Here is a 21,338-nt window from a genome sequence, read left to right as displayed (position 1 = left end):
ATGAGTTTGGTTTCGGATAGAATTACGTTCAAACAAATTAATCAATTAGCGATTCCTGCTATTTTTTCGGGAATTGCAGAATCTCTTATTACCTTAACCGATATTGCGATGGTGGGTAATGTAAAAGAATATTCGGTTGAAGCACTTGCTGCTACTGGTTTAGTTGGTTCTTTTCTTTCAGGAATTATCTGGATTGTTGCCCAAACCAAAACCTCTATTTCGTCTTTGGTTTCGCAAAGTTTTGGTGCAAATAAATTGGAAAGTCTCAAAACTTTAGTTCCGCAAGCGTTGTATTTCAATCTATTTTTGAGTTTACTTATTTTTGTTCCAACGTATTTTTTTGCACAAAATCTATTCGAATTGTACAATGCAAAAGATTTGGTTCTTCAATTTTCAGTAGATTATTACAAAATCAGAGCATTTGGTTTTCCATTAACACTTATTTCGCTCACTCTTTTTGGAGCATTTAGAGGAATGCAAAACACCGTTTGGGCAATGAAATGTAGTTTAACAGCTGCATTTGTTCATGTCTTTTTAGACTATCTTCTAATCTTTGGAGTAAATGGGATAATTCCCGCTTATCATATTAAAGGCGCTGCTTATGCAAGTTTGATTGCACAATTGATTATGGTAATTATGGCGTTTTACTACTATTTCACGAAAACTTCATTTGGATTAAATCCAGGAAAAACCATTCATCCACTTTTTAAGAAATATATCAACTTAAGTTTCAATTTTATTTTACGAACAGCTTCGTTGAATGTTGCATTTTTTCTTGCGAATTCTTACGCCACCGATTACGGAAAAAATTATATCGCCGCGCAAAGTATTTTGATGAATATTTGGTTGTTCTTTTCATTCTTTATTGACGGATATGCAGGTGCTGGAAACGCGATGGCAGGTCGTTTACAAGGCGAACGAAACTATCCTAAACTTTGGATTTTAAGCAAAGATATTTCCAAATATTCAGTTTTAATTGCGTGTATTTTAATTGCGATTTGTTTCATTTTTTATAATCAAATTGGGCAAATTTTCAATCAAGATCCAAATGTTTTGATCATTTTCAATTCTGTATTTTGGATGGTTTTACTGATGCAACCAATCAACACATTGGCTTATATTTTTGATGGATTTTTCAAGGGAATGGGCGATGCAAAACTCTTGCGAAACAACTTAATTATCGCAACATTTCTTGGATTTCTACCAACCATTTATCTTGCAGATTACTTTGGTTTAAATATTTATGGAATTTGGATTGCATTCGGAATTTGGATGTTTTTACGCAGTTTTCCGTTAATGTACATTTTTAGAAAACGAGTTTTAAATCAATAATAAAAGTCGCACTAAAACGACTTTTACTATTTCATCTAAATTCTATTTTCCTAAAGTGTTGAAATAAAAGATTTTTGAATTTTTCCGTTGAAATATGTCCTAGACATTTAATTGAAAAATCATCACGAATATAATTCATAAATCTTTAGAATTAGTAAAGATTTAAAAATCAATATCCCAAATTCCTACTACTCTTTCTAAATCAATAAGACCTGAAGCACAATTATAAAGAGTTTCCAAATATTGATTTTGAGTTTCATTATAAGTACGTTGAGCATCTAGAACCTCTAACAAAGACGAATTTCCTCTTTTGTAACTGTATTTTTTAGCCTCTAATATTAAATTCGCGTTTTTTAATATATCTATTTCAAATTGTTTCAACTGTTTTTTATAACCTTCATACAACTCATATGCTTCTTTTACTTGAGATTTAATTTCTAATTCTATTTGTTTATAATTTAGCTCCTCTTGTTTAAATTGCATTTTAGCAACCTTCAATTCATTATTATATTTATTCGAAAATTTCAATGGAATATTTACTCCTCCTTTAATTTGTGTGAACTGAGGAGTTTCTGCTATCAAATTTCTAACAGCTGTTGAATGCTCTAATCCTAAAATCAGTCCCAAATCTATTGCACGATTTGCTTTGGCTAACTCAATCATTCTTTGACTAACATCTTTACTTTGCAAGGCAACTAATAAATCAGTTCGATTACTTAAAGCCATTTCAGTCAAATTGATTAAATCAAAATCACGTTGAAACGTTTTCAAATCTCCTACTGTAGAAAATAAATCTGCATATTGATCAATTCCCATAAAAGTTGATAATCGAATTTTTGATGTAGCAAAATCTGTTTCTGCTTGTATTATTTCATTTTTTAATGACTGAGTTTCTAATCGACTTTGTCTTGCATCAGTTTCAGAAATCTCTCCTAATTTGAATCTTATTTCATCCGAATTTGCTAACTGATTCATCATGTTATAAGAATTCTCTTTTACATTCAACATTTCTTTCTGATAGATTGTTTGAAGAAATCCTAATGTTGCGTCTGCTTTTAAATTTTTGAAATAATCTAAAAGAATTAATTTCGTTAATTCAAATTCACTTTTAGCTAAATTAATTCGAGCTTTTCTTTTTCCTCCTAATTCTAAAACCCATCCAACTTCCGCTGAATATCCAAGTCCCATTTTTCTTTTGGCTTCTCCATTATCAAAATATTCAAATTGAAGTTCGGGATCCGCAAATGCTTTTGCACTTAAAATTTCTGTTTCGGCAATATCTACATTAAAGCGTTCTGCTGTATAAGAAATATTGTTTTCCTGAACTGTTTCTATAAATTTTTTATAATCTAACTCGTTTTCACTTGTTGTTTGAGCAATTAATTTAGTATTTACTATAAATAAACTACACACAACTAATAACCAATATTTTTTCATTTTAATCTTGTTTTTGATTAACTGATTTTTCTACTGAATCTTTTCCCCATTTCTTTTCGATCATATAATACAAAGCTGGAAGGGCAAAAAGTGTAATAATTGTTGAAAATAATAATCCGTATACGATAACCGTTGCTAATGGACGTTGAACATCTGATCCTATTCCTGTTGCTAATGAAGCTGGTAATAATCCTAGAATCGCAACTGTGGCTGTCATCAAAACAGGTCTGAAACGATTTTTTGTTCCTTCTATAACAGCTTGAGAAAGTTCCATTCCTTTATTTTTCAGTAAATTGATTTGAGAAATCATAATCACTCCATTCTGAATTGCAACTCCAAATAATGCAATAAAACCAACTGCTGAAGATACATTCAACGTCATTCCTCTTACATTTAAAGCTAACATTCCACCGAATATCGCCAAAGGAATAATTCCTATTAAAAGCAAAGCTTGTCTCAATTTACCGAATGCTGCATATAAAAGTATAAACATGACTAATATTGCAATTGGAATAATAACTGAAAGTCTTTTATAAGCTCTGTCTTGATTTTCAAACTGTCCACTCCATTTAATATGATATTGACTATGATCATAATCAATGTTTTGTTCTATTTTATTTTGAGCTTCTTTTAGGAAAGAACTTAAATCACGGTCTCTCAAATTCAGTTTTATTGTCAAATGACGTTTATTCATTTCACGCGTAATTGTACTTTCTCCTGTATTTAGCTTTACATCGGCAACTTGCGCTAATGGTATTTTTATACCATCTACATTTGTCAAAGTTAATTGTCGTATTTTTTCTGGTGTATTTCTACTATCTTCTTTATATCTACAAGTAAAATCATATACTCTATCATCTGAAAATATTTGAGAAATAGCTTTTCCTCCAATTGCGACTTCTATTAATTCTGAAACATCAGAAACATTCAATCCATATTGTGCAATTTTATCTCGATTAGCATGAATTTGAAGTTGAGGTAAAGGCGGTTCTTGATCTATTGATACATCAGCAGCACCTTTTACCATTTTTAATTCTTTCATGATATTCTCAGTTATTTTGCGTGTTTCAGTAAAATCTTTCCCATATATTTTTACAGCCAACTCACTATGTGCTCCTGAAATTTTATCCATAACCCCATCAATCATTGGTTGAGAAAAACCAACTGTATATCCTGGCATACTAGCATACTCTGATTCTAATTCTCGAATCAAATCATTCTTAGTTTTTCCTCTAGGCCATTCTTTATATGGTTTCAGTCCTATTGAAACTTCAAAATGAGATGCTGTCCATGGATCTGTTCCGTCATCATTTCTACCAGCTTGAACCATTACATAAGTAACTTCATCATATTTCATTGTATGTTCTCTCAATACATCGCTCATTTCTTTTGACTTCTCTACCGATAATCCTGGAGGTAATTCTACTTGTAACCAAATAGAACCTTCGTCTAATGTTGGTAAAAAATCTTTTCCAACAGAAATAGATAATACTATCGCGCTAGCAAGAATTAGAAGTAATGGTAGAATAACTTTTTTGGGTTTAGCAACTATTTTTTTGATAACCTTTGAATAAGATTTCGTCAGCTTTTCCAACCATTTATTATGATAAATTTTTCTTGGTTTTTTATACATTACAAATGCTAATCCTGGGATTAATAAAAGTGCAACTGATAAAGCTCCAAATAATGCATAACCAACAGTAAAAGCCATCGGAGTAAAAAGTTTACGTTCTACTCTTTCAAAAGCGAACAATGGTAAATAAGCTGTTATAATAATTAGTGTTGCAAAAAATATTGGTTTTGCTACTTGCTTTGCAACCGTTGAAATAGTTTTCTCCTTTAATTCTTCTTTAGGATTTTCCTCTCTTTTTTTCAAAACGGTTTCCATCATCACAATAGCTCCATCTACAATAATTCCGAAATCTATAGCTCCTAACGAAAGTAAATTAGCTGGAATGGATGTAAAATGCATTAATATAAATGCTATAAGCAATGAAATAGGAATTGTTATAGCTACTAGAAGAGCTCCTCTCCAACTTCCAAGAAATACAATAAGTACAATAACGACTAAACAAATACCTTCCATTAATGTGTACGAAACAGTATTAAGTGTTGTATCGACTAAATCTGTACGATCTAAAAATGCATGTATTTTTACATCTTTTGGCAACAAATCATTATTCAATTCATCTACAGCTTCATGAATACCTTCTAAAACTACAGAAGTATCTTCTCCTTTTAACAATAGAACTATCCCTTCAATTCCGTCACTATGATTTCGGCTTTTATCGCTATAACCTAAAATTCCTTTTCGCTCTAAGTTTCCATATTTTAATTCGCCTATATCTGATAATAAAACAGGTACACCTTTTTCTGATTTAATAACAATCTTACCAAAATCTTCTAAATCTTTTACAAGACCTATTCCTCTAATCACATATCCTATATCTCCTTGAGGTAATGTACTTCCTCCTGCATTAATGTTATTTTTTTCTATTGTTTCTACAATATCATTTAACGAAACATCATACTGAGTTAATTTATTTGGATCTATTTCTATTTGATATTGCGTTGTAATTCCTCCAAAATTTGTTACTTCTGCAACTCCTGAAACTTGATTAATTCTTGGTACAATAACAAAGCGTTGTAAATCTGTTAATTCTCTTAAACTCTTTGTATCACTTTCAATAATATAACGAAATACTTCTCCAATAGGAGATGTTAAAGGATCTAATCTTGGTTCAGCTCCATACGGCAACTCAATATCATTCAATCGTTCTTGAATTCTCATACGAGCCCAATAATCATCTACTCCATCTTTAAATACAATCGTAATTATAGATAATCCAAATGTACTTTTGCTACGCATAACATGCATACCTGGTAAACCATTTAGCTCTCTTTCTATTGGAATTGTTATTTGTTGTTCTACTTCTTCCGCAGCCAACCCAGGAACTTGAGTTACTACTTGCGAAGTTACATCAGCGATATCAGGATAAGCTTCGATAGATAATTGTTTCCAAGAATAATATCCAAATAATGCAGCCAAAGAAAACAAAGCTACCATTAACCATTTTTTGGCAATCGCCATTTCTATTAGTTTATTCATCACAATAGCTTATTTATTTTGCTCCCATTAAAAAAATACCTCCTTCAATCACTACTCTTTCTCCTACTTTTAAACCATCTGTAACACGAACAAAATCGTTATTTTCTGAAGTTCCAATTGCTTTTACTTTTGCTTTTCGATATTTTCTATCACCTATTTTCACAAAAACATATTGATTTTCTTTTTCTTGAAAAACAGCTTTTGCAGGAAGGATTATCTCTTCTTTATCTAGACTATTCAATGTTACGTTAACATACATTCCTGGTTTTAAAACAAATTGATTATTATTCGTTTCTATAAGCACATCAACACTCCTCGTTTCTTCATTTAGCAATTGTCCTATATTAATTACTTTTCCTTCGAATATTTTTGATGGAAAAGCATCAACTGTAAATGTTATATGTTTTAACTCTTCTAAGAAGCCTAAATTATGTTCTTTTACTTGTGCCGAAATCCATACCTTTGATAATTCTGCTACTGTAACTAAAGCTTCATGATCTTCTTTTATGAATTGACCAACAACTAAATCGCTGCTTACAACTCGTCCAGAAATAGGAGACCGAACAATTAAAGATTGCCCCATTCCTACTCTAGAAGATGAATTAAAAACTTTCAATGATGCAGCAGTTTGATCTGTTGCTATTTTCTTTAACTTGTAATCTGTCTCAGCCTCCTCTAATTCTCTTTTTACACCTACAGCATGATTGTATAAATCTTTTTGACGTTTCAAATTCATTTCTGCTTGTTTTAACTCTTGCTGAGCTGAAAAATATTCTTGCTGAGCTGAAAAATATTCTNNTCTGATAATTCTATTTCATTATTTACCCAATAAAAATCTGGATTATCAGTTTGATCTGTTTTATTTTTACAACTATTCGTCAAAAACATTGCACTTCCTACTAAAAGCAGTATAAAATGAGTTAATCTTGTTATTTTCATGAGATATTTTTTCTGTATATTCTTATTACTGTTTATTATTTTTACACTTCGTTACTTATAATTTCCCAACGAATTTTCTGGACATCTTTTTCAATTGTTAATCGACTTGCTATTTTTTCTAAAAGACTATCTTGTTGATTTAAAGCTGATATTTCTGCTGAAATCATTACAGAATCATTTATTAAATCATCATCACTTGAAAGAGACTTCATCATAAGATTTTCATTATTCTCTATTGATCGCATTAGTAATACTCTCAAATGATTTTCTACATCATTTCTACATTTTATTACCAATAAATATTCAGTATCCTTGTGGTTTTTATTTTTGAAAGAATAACGATAAATGTGATTGCTAATTGGTCTTAATAGTAGATGCGCTAACATTATAATTGAAGTAAGTATAACTGCTTCTATTGAAAGTCCTGAACCGACAAATAACCCAATTGCTGCTGAACACCAAATGGTAGCGGCAGTATTCAATCCTCTTACACTTAATCCATCTTTCATGATTACTCCAGCGCCTAAAAAACCTATTCCGCTGATAACATATGAAGCTATTCGTCCTACTGCATCACCTCCGATAGAATAAGACATTAATATAAACGCTGCTGAACCCACACATACTAAAGTATTTGTTCTTAATCCAGCACTTTTTTGACGATATTCTCGCTCTAAACCTATTGCAGCTCCTAATAGAAAAGCTAATCCTAACTGCATTGTAAAATTCATTAAATTCATTTTATTTCCTTTTTTAAGACAAACCAAAATTTCAATTATCTCAAAAGCAGTTATAAATGAATCTTAGGTTTATTGTTTGACAAATTGGGAATCTGTTTCCATTATATTTTTTTCTGGTGCAAATTTACAATACATCAAAAGCTACTGCTGTTAGAAACCCTTTAGAAGAATATTAGAATTTTATTAGAACAAAAAAAGCCTGCTAAATAGCAGGCTTCCATTATTTTTTTTTTAATGATTTAAGTTTTATTATGACTTCTTCAATACGATCTGAAAAATAGTTTCTTTTCCTTCTTCGGAATATAATTCTAAACGAGCATCATGTAAATCGACAATTTTCTTTGTCAGAGGTAATCCTATTCCTTGTCCTTGAATATTTTTATGTTTATCACTTCTAAAAAAAGGTTTAAAAATCAATGCTAAATCTTCTTGATCAATTTTATCTCCTTTATTAATAAAATTAATTTTCACTTCTTTATCATCAAAATCAACTTGAACAATACAACTATTATTAATTGAATATTTGCAAGCATTTTCTATTAAATTAGTAAAAGCAACCTTTAATAAATACTCATTTCCTATAACTGCAACTTCGTTTTCTTCTTCTGGTATTCTAATAAAATTTAAATCTACTTTATACTCTTTATTGCTTTTTTGAATTTGCGCAACAGAATCTAAAAGTATTTCATCAATCCGAATCGTTTTAAAATTTATTTCCGAAGGATCATAACTTGCTTTTGCCATATCAAGTAAACTATTTGAAAGACGAACAATTCTTTTCGTATCATTCAATGCAAATTGGATTAACTGTTGATATTCTTCGTTAGTATGCTCTTTATCTAAAGCCATTTCTAACTCTGTTATAATTGCCGCCAAAGGTGTACGAAGTTCATGCGCAATATTAGAAACAAAGTTTTTTTGTGCATCAAAAGAGTTTTCTAATCGTTGCAACATTTGATTAATTGTTGTTGTTAATTCTGCTAATTCATCTCCTTTTGATTTCAATTCAATTCTCAAATCTAAATTCGAAGCAGAAATTTGTTTGGCTTTATTTGTTATTTCTTTTACTGGATTGATTGCTTTATTTGTAAAAAAGAAAGCAGACAAAATAATTAATAGCAAAGAAAGAATATAAATCAGTATGATGTTTTTCAATAAATTGTTCATTTTACTGTATCCATATTCGTCTAAAGCAGCCGCTGTTACAATGTAATGATTGCCATCTACAACATAATCCATTCCAACCACTTGCCATTTATCTTGATAAAAAATTACAAATCCTTTTTGTTGTATTTCATCAAATAATTCGTCAGTTTCTTTTACAAAATCTATTTCAACAGCATCATGATAAAGTAGTTTTTTGTTTTGATTATAAACCGCAACTTCTACTTCATTGATTGTTTGTCTATTATTATGATAAATATTATGTAAAACTTCTGAAGGAACTTTAGCTTTAAGAAAAAGATTTGATTTTGTAATTGCTTCTTTTTTCAATAATTCAAAAAACTCTTTTTCTCTATCTTTTTTAGCTGAATAATAAATAATAAAAGCAAAAAAGAAAAGTATTGCAGCTGTAAGCAAAGTGAATAAAATCGTCAGTTTAACTTTTATTTTCATCTTTTTTAAATATAAATCCCTGACCTGTTTTTGTGTGAATTAGTTTTGTAGAAAAATGTTTATCAATTTTATTTCTTAAATAATTTATATAAACATCAATAAAATTAGTTCCTGTATCAAAATGTGTGTCCCAAACATTTTCTGCAATTTCATTTCTAGACAAAACTCGTTCTTTATTTTCTAGCATATACTGTAATAATCGAAATTCTTTAGGTGTTAAATCAATTTCTTTTTCTTCTCTTTTTATAATTTTAGTATGAAGATTCATCTCTAAAGTATCATATTTTAATAAAAAGGATTGTGAATTATGATTAAAATTTCTTTTTGATAAAACCCCTATTCTAGCAACAAGTTCTCGCATTTCAAAAGGTTTCACCATATAATCATCTGCACCAGCATCAAATCCTTCTACTTTATCATCTGTTGTTCCAAGAGCTGTTAACATAATAATAGGAAGAAAAGGTTTCTGTTTTTTGATTTCTTGACAAAAATCTAATCCACTTAATTTAGGTAAAATTATGTCAGATACAATTAAATCATACTCTTCGCGAAGAGCTAATTTAAGTGCCATTTCACCATCATAAACTACAGTAACTTCGAATCCATTTTCTATTAATCCTCTTCGAATTAATTCAGACATTCTTTGATCATCTTCTACTACTAAAATATGCATACTACAAAAATAAGGTTTTAGTTTTAAGGACATTCCATTAATTTCAAATAAAAAAATCTGCATAAAAACTTATTTTTTTATGCAGATTACATCTTCTATATAGATTCTTATTACGTTTTTTTATGGCGTAGAAATAGAAGCTTGTTGAATTTTTCCGTTAAAATATTTCCAACCATTCAATCCAAAATCGACCAAATATTCGGCCATTTCATCTGGTTGTAAAGGCGCAATATATCCCGGAAACGCTTCTTCTAACATTTCTGTTTGCACCGCTCCTAACGCTACTGCGTTTATTCTTGGACCAAGTTCATTTAATTCTTCTGCTAACAATTCAGTCAAATTAACCGTTGCAGATTTTGAAGACGAATAAACAGACAAACCAGGAAATTTCACCGAACCTTGTACAGCTCCCATTGTCGAAATATTAACTACATGAGAAGATGTATCAAATTTTGGCATCAAAACTTGTATCAAGCGATAAGGTGCCATAAAATTAATCTGCCAAGAAGTTAACAAATCCTCTTGTTGCATTTCTATAAATGGTTTGTTGATACAAACTCCCGCATTATTGTACAAAACATCTACTTTATTCCAAGATTCCACAGCTTTCAAAACATCTGAAATCTCATCAAAATTAGCCAAATCAACACCGATAAACTGATATTGATTTTCTTTTGCAAAAGCTGTTAATTCCTTCAATTTATCTACATTTCGAGAGACTGTCAACACTCGATTTCCTAATTCCAAATGTTGTTTTGCCAATTCAAAACCAATTCCTCTACTCGCTCCCGTTACAATTATATTTTTCATAGTGTTGTACAAAATTTACAATTTCTTCTATCTTTTCAAACTTTATTCCTTCAAAGATGATGTTATTTTCTGTGATTTCAATATGATTTTCCGCATTATTTTCTACAGAAATTCCATTTCGAATTAAGGCATTTTTCACCCAAAAAGCTAATTCCGAATTTCCTTTTACACCAATCGTTTTTGAAAATGATTTTTGTGTTGAAAAGCGATTATTTTTTTCATCATACGTTAAATTTTGATTGGATAATTTTTGAATAATTTGATGCTCAAAAGCCATTTGTTCTGGAATATTTTCAAAAAGGTTTCCATTTTCAATCCACCAAATTTTATCCGCTTTTTCCAATGCAAAATCAGCTTCGTGTGTGATCATCAAAAACGATTTATCTGTTTTCAATTTTAATTCATTCAACAAATTGAAAATTCGATATTGATTCGCTAAATCTAAATTAGAAGTTGGTTCATCTAAAATCACCAATTTCGCATCTTGACACAACGCACGCGCAATCATCACCAATTGCAATTGACCTTCGCTAATTTCATTCACAAATTGATTTGCCAAATTCGAAATTCCAACCAATTCCAAAACCTCATCAATTAAGTTTTGTTCTTCAATAGAAATCTTTTTCAGAACCTTGTGATAAGGCAAACGTCCCATCGCAACCAATTCCGAAACTTTAATTTTTGGAACAATCGACAAACGTGGTAAAACAACTGCAATTTGCTGCGCAATTTCTTGAGAAGATAATTTTTTGATCGAATTATTTTCTAAATAAATTTCTCCATTCAATGTTTTCTGAAAACCTAAAATCGAATTAATCAATGTTGATTTTCCTGCACCATTTTTACCTAAAACAGCAACCAATTCATTCGAATTTATAGTTGCATTTATAGCCGAAACGATTTCTTTTGAACCATATCCAACTGACACATCTTCTAATTTCAAAATGGTATTTTTCATCGCACTTCGTTTTTATTGTTCAACAAAATACTAATGACAATTGGTGCTCCAAATAACGCTGTAATGATATTAATCGGTAACGTTCCGAACGGAAAAACTTCGGTCAAAATCGAAAATAATAACATAAAAAATATTCCTGAAACGAAAATCCATCGGTATAAAATTTTCATATCGCCTGTTCGTAACAATGTTCTGCAAATATGTGGAACTGCCAATCCTATAAAGCTAATTGGACCTGCAAAAGCCGTAGCTGAAGCAGTTAATAAAGCTGTTGAAACTAAAATCGTAAAACGTAATTTTTTGATATTAATTCCTAAAGATTGTGCATATTTTTCTCCCAATAAAAGAGCTGTAATTCCTCGCAAAGTAAATAAGGAAACGATAATTCCACACAAAACAAATAAACCAAAAACGCCTAATTGTTCCCACGACAAACCGCTCAACGAACCAAATCCCCAAACTAAATACGCTTTTATTTTATCGGAAGGAGCAAAATATTGCATCATACCAATTAATGCACCTGCTAAACCTGCAATCATAAATCCGATAATCACCAAAGATGCGGATGATTTGACACGAAATGATAACGAAATCACTAATAATAAGGCGACAGTTGCACCTAAAAATGAGGCAATAATTGTAATCCAAGGATTATTGAGAAATTCTTCTAAACCAATCATCGAAAAAAGAAAAATAACAATAGCAACACCTAAACTTGCCATCGAAGTTATTCCCAAAACAGAAGGTTCTGCCAACGGATTTTTGAATAATTCTTGCATCAAAAAACCTGAAATTGGCAATGAAATCCCGACTAATAAAGCAGTTAATGATTTTGGTAAACGAAAATTGAGCACAAGATTGTGTAATATTTCGTCTGAGTGACCAGAAAATACATTAAAAATTTCGGTGAAAGAAATCGAGACTTTTCCAACACTTAAACTCAAAACAAAGAATAAAAGTGTCAGAATTATTAAAACAAAAAATAGTGGTTTTTCTTTCATCAAGACAAAGATAGAAATTCTAATAATTTCTTAAAGTTTAATTGTGAATTGGTTTTTATTGAAAATTAATGATTAGTTTCGTTTCATGAATTTTAGAAGTTTCATTTTAATTATCTCTTCGATTCTTGTGCTACTTACGCCATGTAGCATCAAAGCTTCTATTCATACGATTTTGCAAGTAGAAAATGTTCATCAAACAAAAACTTCTCAAGTCAAAATCAATCAAAATCATTCGAATTCGTGTACGATTGTTAAGTTTGAAACGATTAAAAAATCGACAAAAAATCTTGATGTTCCGAATTTTGATTTACCAAATTCACCGATTCATTTCATTGTATTAGCACGTTCTTCATTAATTGAAGAAGATATTGATTCGAATGAAATTCAATCACCAAAAATACCTTTTTATCTGTTGTATAAGCAATTGAAATATTCGTTGATATCTTAATTTTTCACAATTAATTTAGACAACAATATTCAATCACTTATATAAAAATTCATGCAAAATAAATCTGTTTTATCAATGGGTAATGCTGTATTGGCGTTACGTTTAGTCATTGGTTGGACGTACTTTTCTGCCTTTTGGAGGCGTTTAATTTTAGAAAATAAACTCGATCCAGAAGCTGCGGGTTATATTGGCGAAAAATTCAATCATTTTTTACCAAATGCCCTTTTCATCAAACCACTTATTCAATATTTAGTCGAAAATCCTGAAGCCTTACTTTGGAACATGTGGATTTTCACCATTGTAGAAGGCGTTGTAGGCTTACTCTTAATGCTTGGTTACAAAACACGAATCATGAGTATTGCCGTTTTCTTTTTGGCAATGGGAATTTTACTTGGTTCGGGCTGGATTGGTACAACTTGTCTGGATGAATGGCAAATTGGTGTTTTAGGATTAGCTGGAGGTTTTACGCTATTTCAGGCTGGTTCTGGAAAAATTTCGTTGGATTATTTTTTCAATAAAAATCAATTTATTCAACAAGAAAATAATTGGAATTCAATTTCAATCAAAAAGTATAGACCTTATTTTGTAGGTCTTAGTTTTTTTATTTTATTCGTTACTTTGTTTACAAATCAGGTTTTTCATGGTGGAGTTTACGGGACTTTGCACAATAAATCTGTCAAACCAAAAGTAGAAATCTCAAATTTAAAACAACATCAAAACAAGGTTTCATTTGATGTAATGCGAATAGAAGGCGCGGATGTTTATGGCTCTTTTTTGATTCAAATTGATTTTCATAATCATCAAAATGAAATAATTGAAAGTTTGGATATGAAAGAGTTATCAAATCTGGACAAACAACAAATTTCGAATTATTATGTAGCAAAAGTTACACCGCACAAACACAGTTTGGTGTTACCTTTGGGTGCGAAAGCAAATCTGAATTTTGATATTTCAGACAAAATTCACAAAGTAGTTTTAACCGATATAAGCGGATTACAATGGGAACAAACAATAACAAATTTATAGCAATGTTAAAAAGAAATTATTCAACAATTATCATAGGTGCGCTGGCTTTGGTCTTACTTTTTGTGCCAGAAGCAAAAGCAATGATGCAACAAGGTTTAATGAAATTAGGCTTATTTGAACCGAAATTAGAAAAAGTTGAACCAACAATTCAACCAAAATCTGAAGCAAATTATACGTTCGAAATGGTGTATGCTGACGGAAAAGCAATTAATATGGAGGATTTGAAAGGTAAAGTTGTTTTCATGAATTTTTGGGCAACTTGGTGCCCTCCTTGTATTGCGGAAATGCCATCTATTCAAAAACTTTATGATAAAGTAAAAGATGACAAAGACATCATTATTTTGACGGTTGAAGTGGAAGGAAAACGTGATAAAGTAGCGAAATTTATGGAACGTAAAAATTTATCGTTGCCTGTCGTTTATCCAAATTCAACTATTCCGACTGAGTTTTTTAACGGTTCTTTACCAACAACTGTTATTTTGGACAAGAAAGGAAATATTGCACATACAACAATGGGAATGGCAGATTATTCTGGACAAGATATTGTTGATTTCTTGAATGAATTGAAAGCGATGAATTAATCTTTTAAGAATTATAAAAACATAAAAAAGCTTCGAGAAAATTCTCGAAGCTTTTTGTTTTGTACTATTTATATTTCTAATAAACCAATTTCAATCCTAAACCAAAGCCCATATCGCTATCGTAATGAGTTCTAATGTGCATATTTCTGTTTAAGATATAGCTCAATTCACCCATATATTCTTTGTCTGTATTCCACATAAAACCTGCTCGTACACGTTTTGAGATTGGAATATCTTCGCGCATCAATTGCAAACGAACTTTTCCTGTATGATAAATTTCGGTTTGAAAATCAATCAACATTGGTAACTTATACACAAAACCTGTACTGAATAAACCTTTGTTACGATCGGTTTTTTGACCAAAAATATTCTTCTCTACATTTCCGTGTTCTGCTAACATTTTGTGTTGATTCCAATCAAATCCTACAAAAACCTGAAACCATTGATTTCGATCTATAAAACGTCCCAAATGTGTTTCAACCTCGTAACCATGTTCTGGTTTGTAACCTATACTCCATTCCGAAGTCAATGCCCAACGCGCATCTTGTACCATAAAAGATCCGTCTAAACCATTCGATGCAAAATCATTTTCGGCCATTACATGCTTCATATTACTTTCCATTTGTAACATTTTATACGCATGTTTTTTGTTTGGTAAATTTGGATTTTGATAATCTCCAACCTCAAAAACACGATTCATTCCTGCCATCATGTGATACAAAATATGACAATGAAAAAACCAATCTCCTTCAGTATTCGCTTCAAATTCGATGACATTTGTTTCCATTGGCATAATATCCAACACATTTTTCAACGGAGAGTATTCACCATTTTTGTTGATGACACGGAAATCGAAACCATGTAAATGCATCGGATGGCGCATCATCGAATTGTTGTATAAGGTAATACGCAGAATTTCGCCTTTTTTGACTGGAATTTTATCCGATTCCGAAAAAACTTTGTTATCCATACTCCACACATAACGACTCATATTTCCCGTTAATTCAAAACGCATTTCTTTTACAGGAGCATCTTTGGGAAGTGTTGTATTTTCAGGTGATTTTAGCATCCCATAATTCAAAGTTGTAATATTTGATGATGAATTTCCATGCGAAGAATGATCCATTTCACCCATTTCTGAATGATTCATTTCTTGATGCTTTTCTGCCGAATCTTTCTTTGATTTTTTAGATTTCTTTTTCGATTCACCAGAAATTTCAGGATACATCACCGTATTCATGTCCATTTGCTGCAAGCTCATTTTCATGCCCATATCGTTCATTGTTCCGTCCATATTCATCATGTCGTTCATCATCTTCATTCCTTCGAAATATTTTAATTTCGGAAGTGGTTCCATCAATTGTTTCTTTCCTTCACCAATGAACAATGAAGCCGAACCTGTTCTATCTTCAGAAGTTGCTTGAAATTCATACGACAAACCACCTTCGGGAACTGTAACTACAATATCATAAGTTTCGGAAACACCAATAATCAAACGATCCACCTCTAAAGGTTCTACGTCGTTTCCATCATTTGCTACAACCGTAATTTTTCCACCCGCATAACGCAACCAAAAATAAGTTGATGCACCACCATTCGAAATGCGTAAACGTACTTTATCTCCTGCTTTGAATTGTTTCAATTGACTTTCATTCTGCGCATTTATCAAGAATTTTTCGTAGTAAACATCACTCACATCCATCGCCAACATACGCTTCCATTCATTGGTCAATTTTGTTTTGAAATGACCTTCACGAATTGCTTCAGCATAACTTTGCGTTGAACCTTTTTTGATTCCCGCCCAATCGTTTGCATTATGCAACATTCGCTGAATATTTTTTGGATTAAGATCTGTCCATTCGCTCAACATCACAGGAATTGTAGGTAAATCATCAATTCCTTTTCGGAACGTAGGATCATTTTCGCGTTTCTTCAAAATCATCGAACCGTACATCCCAATTTGTTCTTGATACCCCGAATGACTGTGGTACCAATGTGTTCCGTTCTGAATAATCGGAAATGAATACGTGTACGTTTCACCTGGTTTGATTCCCATTTGCGTCAACATCGGAACTCCATCTTCTTTATTCGGTAACCACACACCATGCCAATGCAAAGAAGTATCTTCATTCAATTTATTATGTACACGAATGACAGCCGTATCACCTTCCGTAAACTCCAAAGTTGGCATAGGAATTTGACCATTTACCGAAATCGCTCTTTTCTCTTTTCCTGAAAAATTAACAATGGTATCACGTACATATAAATCGTATTCAACACGTTTTTGTGCCTGTAAAGCAATCACCAACGGAATAAAAAGTAAACAAAGTAATTTCCTCATGAGAATGATTTATTATAACTGACTATACTTCTTATAATTCTCCTCATTTTCGAAATAATCAACATTTCCTTGTTGATCTTTCAAAACAATATACGCATTCGCTTTATCAATTTCCTTTCCTGTAAAAGGATCTTTTGCTTTACGCGAAGTTTCATCATTCGGAATTCTTTCTACACACATATTACAACATCCATAATACGTTTTTCCGTCATAAGGAACTTCAAACTGATCTTTGCCCATATACGCATTATTCACCATACAGACTTGCTTATTTGGAACTTTATCTCCCACATTGTAAGCCATTGTTTGTGAAGGCTGCATCATATCTGACATATGTTCTTCGTGAGCAGTAACTGTTGGTTCTTCTGTTTTATTTTGACAAGATGTTAATGTAAAAGCACTTAATATTGAAACCACTAAAACTATCTTTAAATTCTTCATTTTCATTCTATTTTTTAATTATTATTTCAATACTTCAATTGTGCTTCCGCATGTCAACATCATATTTCCGTAGAAAGGATTTTTAATATCCGAATCTTTACTCAACCAATTCGAACCACCATTAAACATAGGACAATTTTGATAATAAACCGTGTAACCAAGATTTGCTTTTTGAGCTAATCTGTACATTGATTGTGACAACTTTGCAAAAGTTGTACGTTGTTTTTCAATATTTTTTTCTTGCGATAATTGTTTCGAAGTTGTTTCTAAATCATTCAAAACTTCCATCCAAACCATATGCGATTCATGCGAAAGTTTACCCATTTCTACAGCAGAAAGTGATTGAGAAAATGCTGTAATTTGTTTCGAAATTTCACTTTCATTTGCTTTTACAAAGGCATCTTTCAATGAAAAATAAGTATCAAAAACTTGTGATAATTGATTTTTTTGTTGAGAATTTTCAGTTTGATTATGAGTAGAATGACCCATTTCTTGATGGTTCATCAACATTTTTTTATCCCGAGAATATTGACAATCTTTTCCCAATTTCGCATAAGCTTCATCAGGCGCCATATACTCTGAGTTATCAAAACCTGCTAGCGCAATATTTTTCAAGATTTCGTTCGCATTTGTTTTTGCTTTATTGTATGAAATTGAAGCTATCTGATTCGATGCATCAAAATCTACTTTTGAAACTCGAGGTTGATTTCCTGCTTTTTCGATTAATTCTTTTGCATTTTTACAATTTCCTTTCACTTGAAATTGTTTGGTTTCTTGATTTTTAAATTGCGCATTTGCAGCAAAAGCAAGAAAACTTCCGATGATTAAAAAACTATATTTTTTCATAATTTTTAATTTAGATTTTATCAATTGGTCGACGCGTATGTTTGCTCAATTGTTTGAAAACAGAAGGTGTCAAACCAGTTACTTTTTTGAATTGCGCACTAAGATGTGCCACACTCGAATAATTCAATTGAAATGCTATTTCACTCAACGATAATTCATCATAAATCATTAATTCTTTGACTTTTTCGATCTTTTGTTGAATAAAATATTTCTCAATTGTTTGCCCTTCCATTTCCGAAAAAAGATTCGAAATATATTTATAATCTAACTTCGTTTGTTCACTCAAATAATCAGATAGATTGACTTTCAGTTCGTTATTTTCTTGATGAACCAATTGAATAATCAATGTTTTGATTTGTTCAATTAATTTACTTCGTTTATCATCAATCAACTCAAAACCAACTTCTTCCAATTCATTTCGAACCAATTCTAATTGATTAGAATTTATCGGATTTTTCAATTCAACTTCTCCCAATTCGATATGATTTGTTTCGATGTTATTCATCTTCAAAATTCGTCCAACCACTACTTTACAGCGATGACAAACCATATTTTTTATAAATAATTTACTTGTATTTTCCATAATATATTCTTCGAAATTGAGCGATTTAATTCACTTAAATTTACAAAATCTTATGTTACAAATTTCGTACAACTTCATTTCAAAAGATTATACAATTTGGAAGATGATGTATATAATTTTCAGATTAATCATTTTTCATTAACCTATTCTTGATAAATGAATTACCAAAATCATCTGTTTTTTGAATATATTTGGTTAGAAAATAATTTCTCAAAACAATAAATTCTATGATAAAAAACGAACTAACTCCATCAGAACAACAAAACTGCATTCAGATTTTGAAAGAACGTTTTGAGAAAAATATGCACAGACATCAAGATTTAGATTGGCAAAAAGTGGAAGAAAAATTCATCAATCAACCTGAAAAAATTTGGTCTTTGTATCAAATGGAAATTACTGGTGGTGAACCTGATATTATTTTTAATGAGGATAAAACAGATGAGTATTATTTTGTAGATTGTTCGGCAGAAAGTCCGAAAGAGCGTAGAAGTTTAGCGTATGATTACGAAGGGCAAACGTCTCGCAAAGAACATCAACCAAAAAATAATGCGATTGATGTCGCAAAAAGTATGAAAATTGAATTATTGACCGAAGAAGAATATCGTTTGTTGCAAGCTGTAGAAATTGTCGATCAAAAAACCTCAAGTTGGTTAAAAACACCAAAAAAAATTAGAGAATTAGGCGGTGCTATATTTGGCGATTATCGTTATGGAACTGTTTTTATTTATCACAACGGCGCGCAATCTTATTATGCAGCTCGTGGTTTTAGAGGAATTCTAAAAGTTTAAAATCTATGAAATTTGCATTTCCATTAATTGTTTTCCTTTGTGGTACAATTCTATTTATTATTGGCGCTTTGTGTAAAATCACACATTTTCACTTTATCATTTCTGCGAATTTGATGTTATTTTTAGCTTCCATTATTCAAATCATTGGAGTTATCATCTTCATTTTCAAATTAATTATTCACAATAAAAAGACACTTCTTTAAATCCATAACTATCTGATAATCTGAATTTAATTCAACTCGAATATTTCGTTTTATCATTTAAAAAATCTTTCAATAATATTTATTTTAAATTATTCTAAATAAATATTGTCTAACTAAATCTTTTTCTTAATATTTGTATTTTAATTTAGACTTAATACAAATAATAATGAAAAAACTATTTATTTCTACTGCAATCTTAGCGCTATTAGCAAGCTGCACGAATAAAGAAGCAAAAAATGAATCGACTGAAGAAGTAAAAACAGAGAATACGATTTCGAACGAAAAAATTGTTTCTTTAAATGGAGCAATTACTGAAATTTTAGCTGATTTAGGAGAAGAAAATAACCTTGTTGGTGTTGACGTTACAAGTACTTACCCTGTATCTGTAAAGGAAAAAGCGACAGATTTGGGACATACTCGTTCTCTGTCAATCGAGGCTTTATTGGCTTTGAAACCAACAAAAGTATATGCAACGGATAAAGACTTGAATCCAGAACAAATTTCACAACTAAAAAATGCTGGAATTCAAACTGAAATTGTAAAACAAGATTATTCAGTTGAAGGAACGAAAGAGTTAGTAAAAACGGTTGCAACTTCTCTAAATAAACAAGATTTTGATGCTATTACTACTAAAATTGATACAGATTTAAAAGCTGTAAAACCTTTGGCTACAAAACCAAAAGTATTGTTCATTTACGCTCGTGGAGCAGGAAACTTAATGGTTGCTGGAACAAACACACCAATGGAAAAAATTATTGGAATTGCTGGTGGACAAAATGCTATTACAGAATTTGAAGATTTCAAACCATTAACACCAGAAGCAGTTGTAAAATCAAATCCTGATTACATTTTGATGTTTGATAAAGGCTTAGAAAGTATTGGTGGCGTTGACGGCGTATTAAAATTAGAAGGTATTTCTTCTACAAATGCAGGAAAAAACAAAAAAATCATCGCGATGGATGGTCAATTGGTTTCTGGATTTGGACCACGTGTCGGACAAGCAGCAGCGCAATTAAATCAATTACTTCAAAAATAAAAAAGTCTAAAACAATATGTATCCGCAAATCAGAATACATCTTTCTTTATTAAGTTTAGGCATCTTTGGTCTTGCAATTCTTGCATTATTCTTGGGTGTTTATCAATTTAACGAATCCATCCTATCTATTATCAATAAAGCTATTACCAATAGAACTGCCATCAACGACAGCGATTATTATGTGCTTTTCGATTTACGATTACCACGTATTATTATGTCTATTTTGGTTGGTGCTGGTTTGGCTGTTGCAGGAACTTGTCTACAAGGTATTTTCAAAAATCCGTTGGCATCTCCAGATTTGATTGGGATTACATCAGGAAGTATTTTATTTGCTGCAATTACAATTGTTTTGGGAGGATATATCAAAGATTTTGTTCCAGAAATTATCCATTACTCATTGCTTAGTTTGATGGCATTTGTCGGCGCTAT

General features: G+C 31.1%; 21 protein-coding genes. 8 read left to right on the top strand and 13 right to left on the bottom strand.

Annotated elements, in window-relative coordinates:
• A complete protein-coding gene (locus tag B2217_RS16270; protein WP_291123238.1) occupies positions 1-1,332 on the top strand; it encodes an MATE family efflux transporter in 1,332 nt (443 codons plus the stop codon).
• A 162-nt stretch (positions 1,333-1,494) separates the two neighbouring features.
• On the opposite strand, the gene B2217_RS16265 is transcribed toward B2217_RS16270, so the two are convergent.
• The 9 genes from B2217_RS16265 to B2217_RS16225 all read right to left on the bottom strand — a co-directional run bounded on the left by B2217_RS16265 (position 1,495) and on the right by B2217_RS16225 (position 12,616).
• Positions 1,495-2,769, bottom strand: coding sequence for a TolC family protein (locus B2217_RS16265; protein ID WP_291123235.1), 1,275 nt, complete (start codon positions 2,767-2,769; stop codon positions 1,495-1,497).
• A 1-nt stretch (position 2,770) separates the two neighbouring features.
• The gene (locus tag B2217_RS16260) at positions 2,771-5,878 is read right to left on the bottom strand and encodes an efflux RND transporter permease subunit (RefSeq protein ID WP_291123232.1); all 3,108 of its coding nucleotides are present in this window, start codon (positions 5,876-5,878) and stop codon (positions 2,771-2,773) included.
• A gap of 13 nt (positions 5,879-5,891) precedes the next feature.
• Entirely contained in the window at positions 5,892-6,683 is a 792-nt protein-coding gene (locus tag B2217_RS16255; protein ID WP_291123274.1) for an efflux RND transporter periplasmic adaptor subunit, read from the bottom strand.
• A gap of 175 nt (positions 6,684-6,858) precedes the next feature.
• Entirely contained in the window at positions 6,859-7,557 is a 699-nt protein-coding gene (locus B2217_RS16250) for an MgtC/SapB family protein (RefSeq protein ID WP_219034440.1), read from the bottom strand.
• A gap of 249 nt (positions 7,558-7,806) precedes the next feature.
• Positions 7,807-9,174, bottom strand: a complete 1,368-nt coding sequence (locus B2217_RS16245; protein WP_291123230.1) for a HAMP domain-containing sensor histidine kinase — start codon at positions 9,172-9,174, stop codon at positions 7,807-7,809.
• Positions 9,158-9,847, bottom strand: coding sequence for a response regulator transcription factor (locus tag B2217_RS16240; RefSeq protein ID WP_114999365.1), 690 nt, complete (start codon positions 9,845-9,847; stop codon positions 9,158-9,160). Before B2217_RS16240 ends, B2217_RS16245 begins: the two co-directional genes overlap by 17 nt.
• 120 nt (positions 9,848-9,967) lie before the next feature.
• Complete coding sequence (locus tag B2217_RS16235) at positions 9,968-10,657, bottom strand: SDR family NAD(P)-dependent oxidoreductase (protein WP_114999363.1); 690 nt, start codon at positions 10,655-10,657, stop codon at positions 9,968-9,970.
• On the bottom strand, positions 10,626-11,615 hold the full coding sequence (locus B2217_RS16230) for an ABC transporter ATP-binding protein (RefSeq protein ID WP_291123227.1): 990 nt from the start codon (positions 11,613-11,615) through the stop codon (positions 10,626-10,628). Before B2217_RS16230 ends, B2217_RS16235 begins: the two co-directional genes overlap by 32 nt.
• On the bottom strand, positions 11,612-12,616 hold the full coding sequence (locus B2217_RS16225) for a FecCD family ABC transporter permease (protein WP_291067968.1): 1,005 nt from the start codon (positions 12,614-12,616) through the stop codon (positions 11,612-11,614). The genes B2217_RS16230 and B2217_RS16225 overlap by 4 nt, the downstream gene beginning before the upstream one ends.
• 85 nt (positions 12,617-12,701) lie before the next feature.
• Between B2217_RS16225 and B2217_RS16220 the strand changes: the two genes are divergently transcribed.
• Genes B2217_RS16220 through B2217_RS16210 form a run of 3 tightly spaced genes read left to right on the top strand, consistent with a single transcriptional unit; the run spans position 12,702 to position 14,671 of the window.
• A complete protein-coding gene (locus B2217_RS16220; RefSeq protein WP_291067967.1) occupies positions 12,702-13,064 on the top strand; it encodes a hypothetical protein in 363 nt (120 codons plus the stop codon).
• Positions 13,065-13,115: 51 nt separating this feature from the next.
• Positions 13,116-14,090 carry a TQO small subunit DoxD gene (locus tag B2217_RS16215; RefSeq protein WP_291123224.1) on the top strand — a complete coding sequence of 325 codons (975 nt, stop codon included), beginning with the start codon at positions 13,116-13,118 and terminating at the stop codon, positions 14,088-14,090.
• Between the two features lie 2 nt (positions 14,091-14,092).
• Entirely contained in the window at positions 14,093-14,671 is a 579-nt protein-coding gene (locus tag B2217_RS16210) for a TlpA family protein disulfide reductase (protein WP_291123221.1), read from the top strand.
• A gap of 76 nt (positions 14,672-14,747) precedes the next feature.
• Here the strand turns inward: B2217_RS16210 and B2217_RS16205 are convergent, their stop codons facing one another.
• From B2217_RS16205 to B2217_RS16190, 4 genes are read right to left on the bottom strand one after another with little or no spacing between them, the layout of a single operon-like run.
• Positions 14,748-17,012 carry a multicopper oxidase domain-containing protein gene (locus B2217_RS16205; RefSeq protein WP_291123218.1) on the bottom strand — a complete coding sequence of 755 codons (2,265 nt, stop codon included), beginning with the start codon at positions 17,010-17,012 and terminating at the stop codon, positions 14,748-14,750.
• A 12-nt stretch (positions 17,013-17,024) separates the two neighbouring features.
• Positions 17,025-17,453 (bottom strand): hypothetical protein, encoded by a 429-nt coding sequence (locus B2217_RS16200; protein ID WP_291123215.1) that lies wholly within the window; start codon positions 17,451-17,453, stop codon positions 17,025-17,027.
• A 21-nt stretch (positions 17,454-17,474) separates the two neighbouring features.
• The gene (locus B2217_RS16195) at positions 17,475-18,299 is read right to left on the bottom strand and encodes a DUF3347 domain-containing protein (protein ID WP_291123213.1); all 825 of its coding nucleotides are present in this window, start codon (positions 18,297-18,299) and stop codon (positions 17,475-17,477) included.
• A gap of 10 nt (positions 18,300-18,309) precedes the next feature.
• Positions 18,310-18,882 (bottom strand): helix-turn-helix domain-containing protein, encoded by a 573-nt coding sequence (locus tag B2217_RS16190; protein WP_280062728.1) that lies wholly within the window; start codon positions 18,880-18,882, stop codon positions 18,310-18,312.
• A 227-nt stretch (positions 18,883-19,109) separates the two neighbouring features.
• Here B2217_RS16190 and B2217_RS16185 point away from each other — a divergent pair, with 227 nt between their 5' ends.
• The 4 genes from B2217_RS16185 to B2217_RS16170 form a co-directional block, all read left to right on the top strand.
• The gene (locus B2217_RS16185) at positions 19,110-19,670 is read left to right on the top strand and encodes a DUF4256 domain-containing protein (RefSeq protein ID WP_291123210.1); all 561 of its coding nucleotides are present in this window, start codon (positions 19,110-19,112) and stop codon (positions 19,668-19,670) included.
• Between the two features lie 5 nt (positions 19,671-19,675).
• Positions 19,676-19,873 (top strand): hypothetical protein, encoded by a 198-nt coding sequence (locus tag B2217_RS16180; protein WP_180906137.1) that lies wholly within the window; start codon positions 19,676-19,678, stop codon positions 19,871-19,873.
• 166 nt (positions 19,874-20,039) lie between these two features.
• A complete protein-coding gene (locus B2217_RS16175; RefSeq protein ID WP_180906136.1) occupies positions 20,040-20,909 on the top strand; it encodes a heme/hemin ABC transporter substrate-binding protein in 870 nt (289 codons plus the stop codon).
• Between the two features lie 16 nt (positions 20,910-20,925).
• On the top strand, positions 20,926-21,338 hold a 413-nt coding region (locus tag B2217_RS16170; RefSeq protein ID WP_291123206.1), incomplete at its 3' end, for an iron chelate uptake ABC transporter family permease subunit.

Origin of the sequence: Empedobacter sp. UBA7620 (assembly GCF_002484185.1) — a bacterium.
In the GTDB taxonomy this organism is placed as follows: domain Bacteria; phylum Bacteroidota; class Bacteroidia; order Flavobacteriales; family Weeksellaceae; genus Empedobacter; species Empedobacter falsenii_C.
Note: the sequence above shows the minus strand (reverse complement) of the source record. Positions and strands in the feature narration are given on the sequence as shown.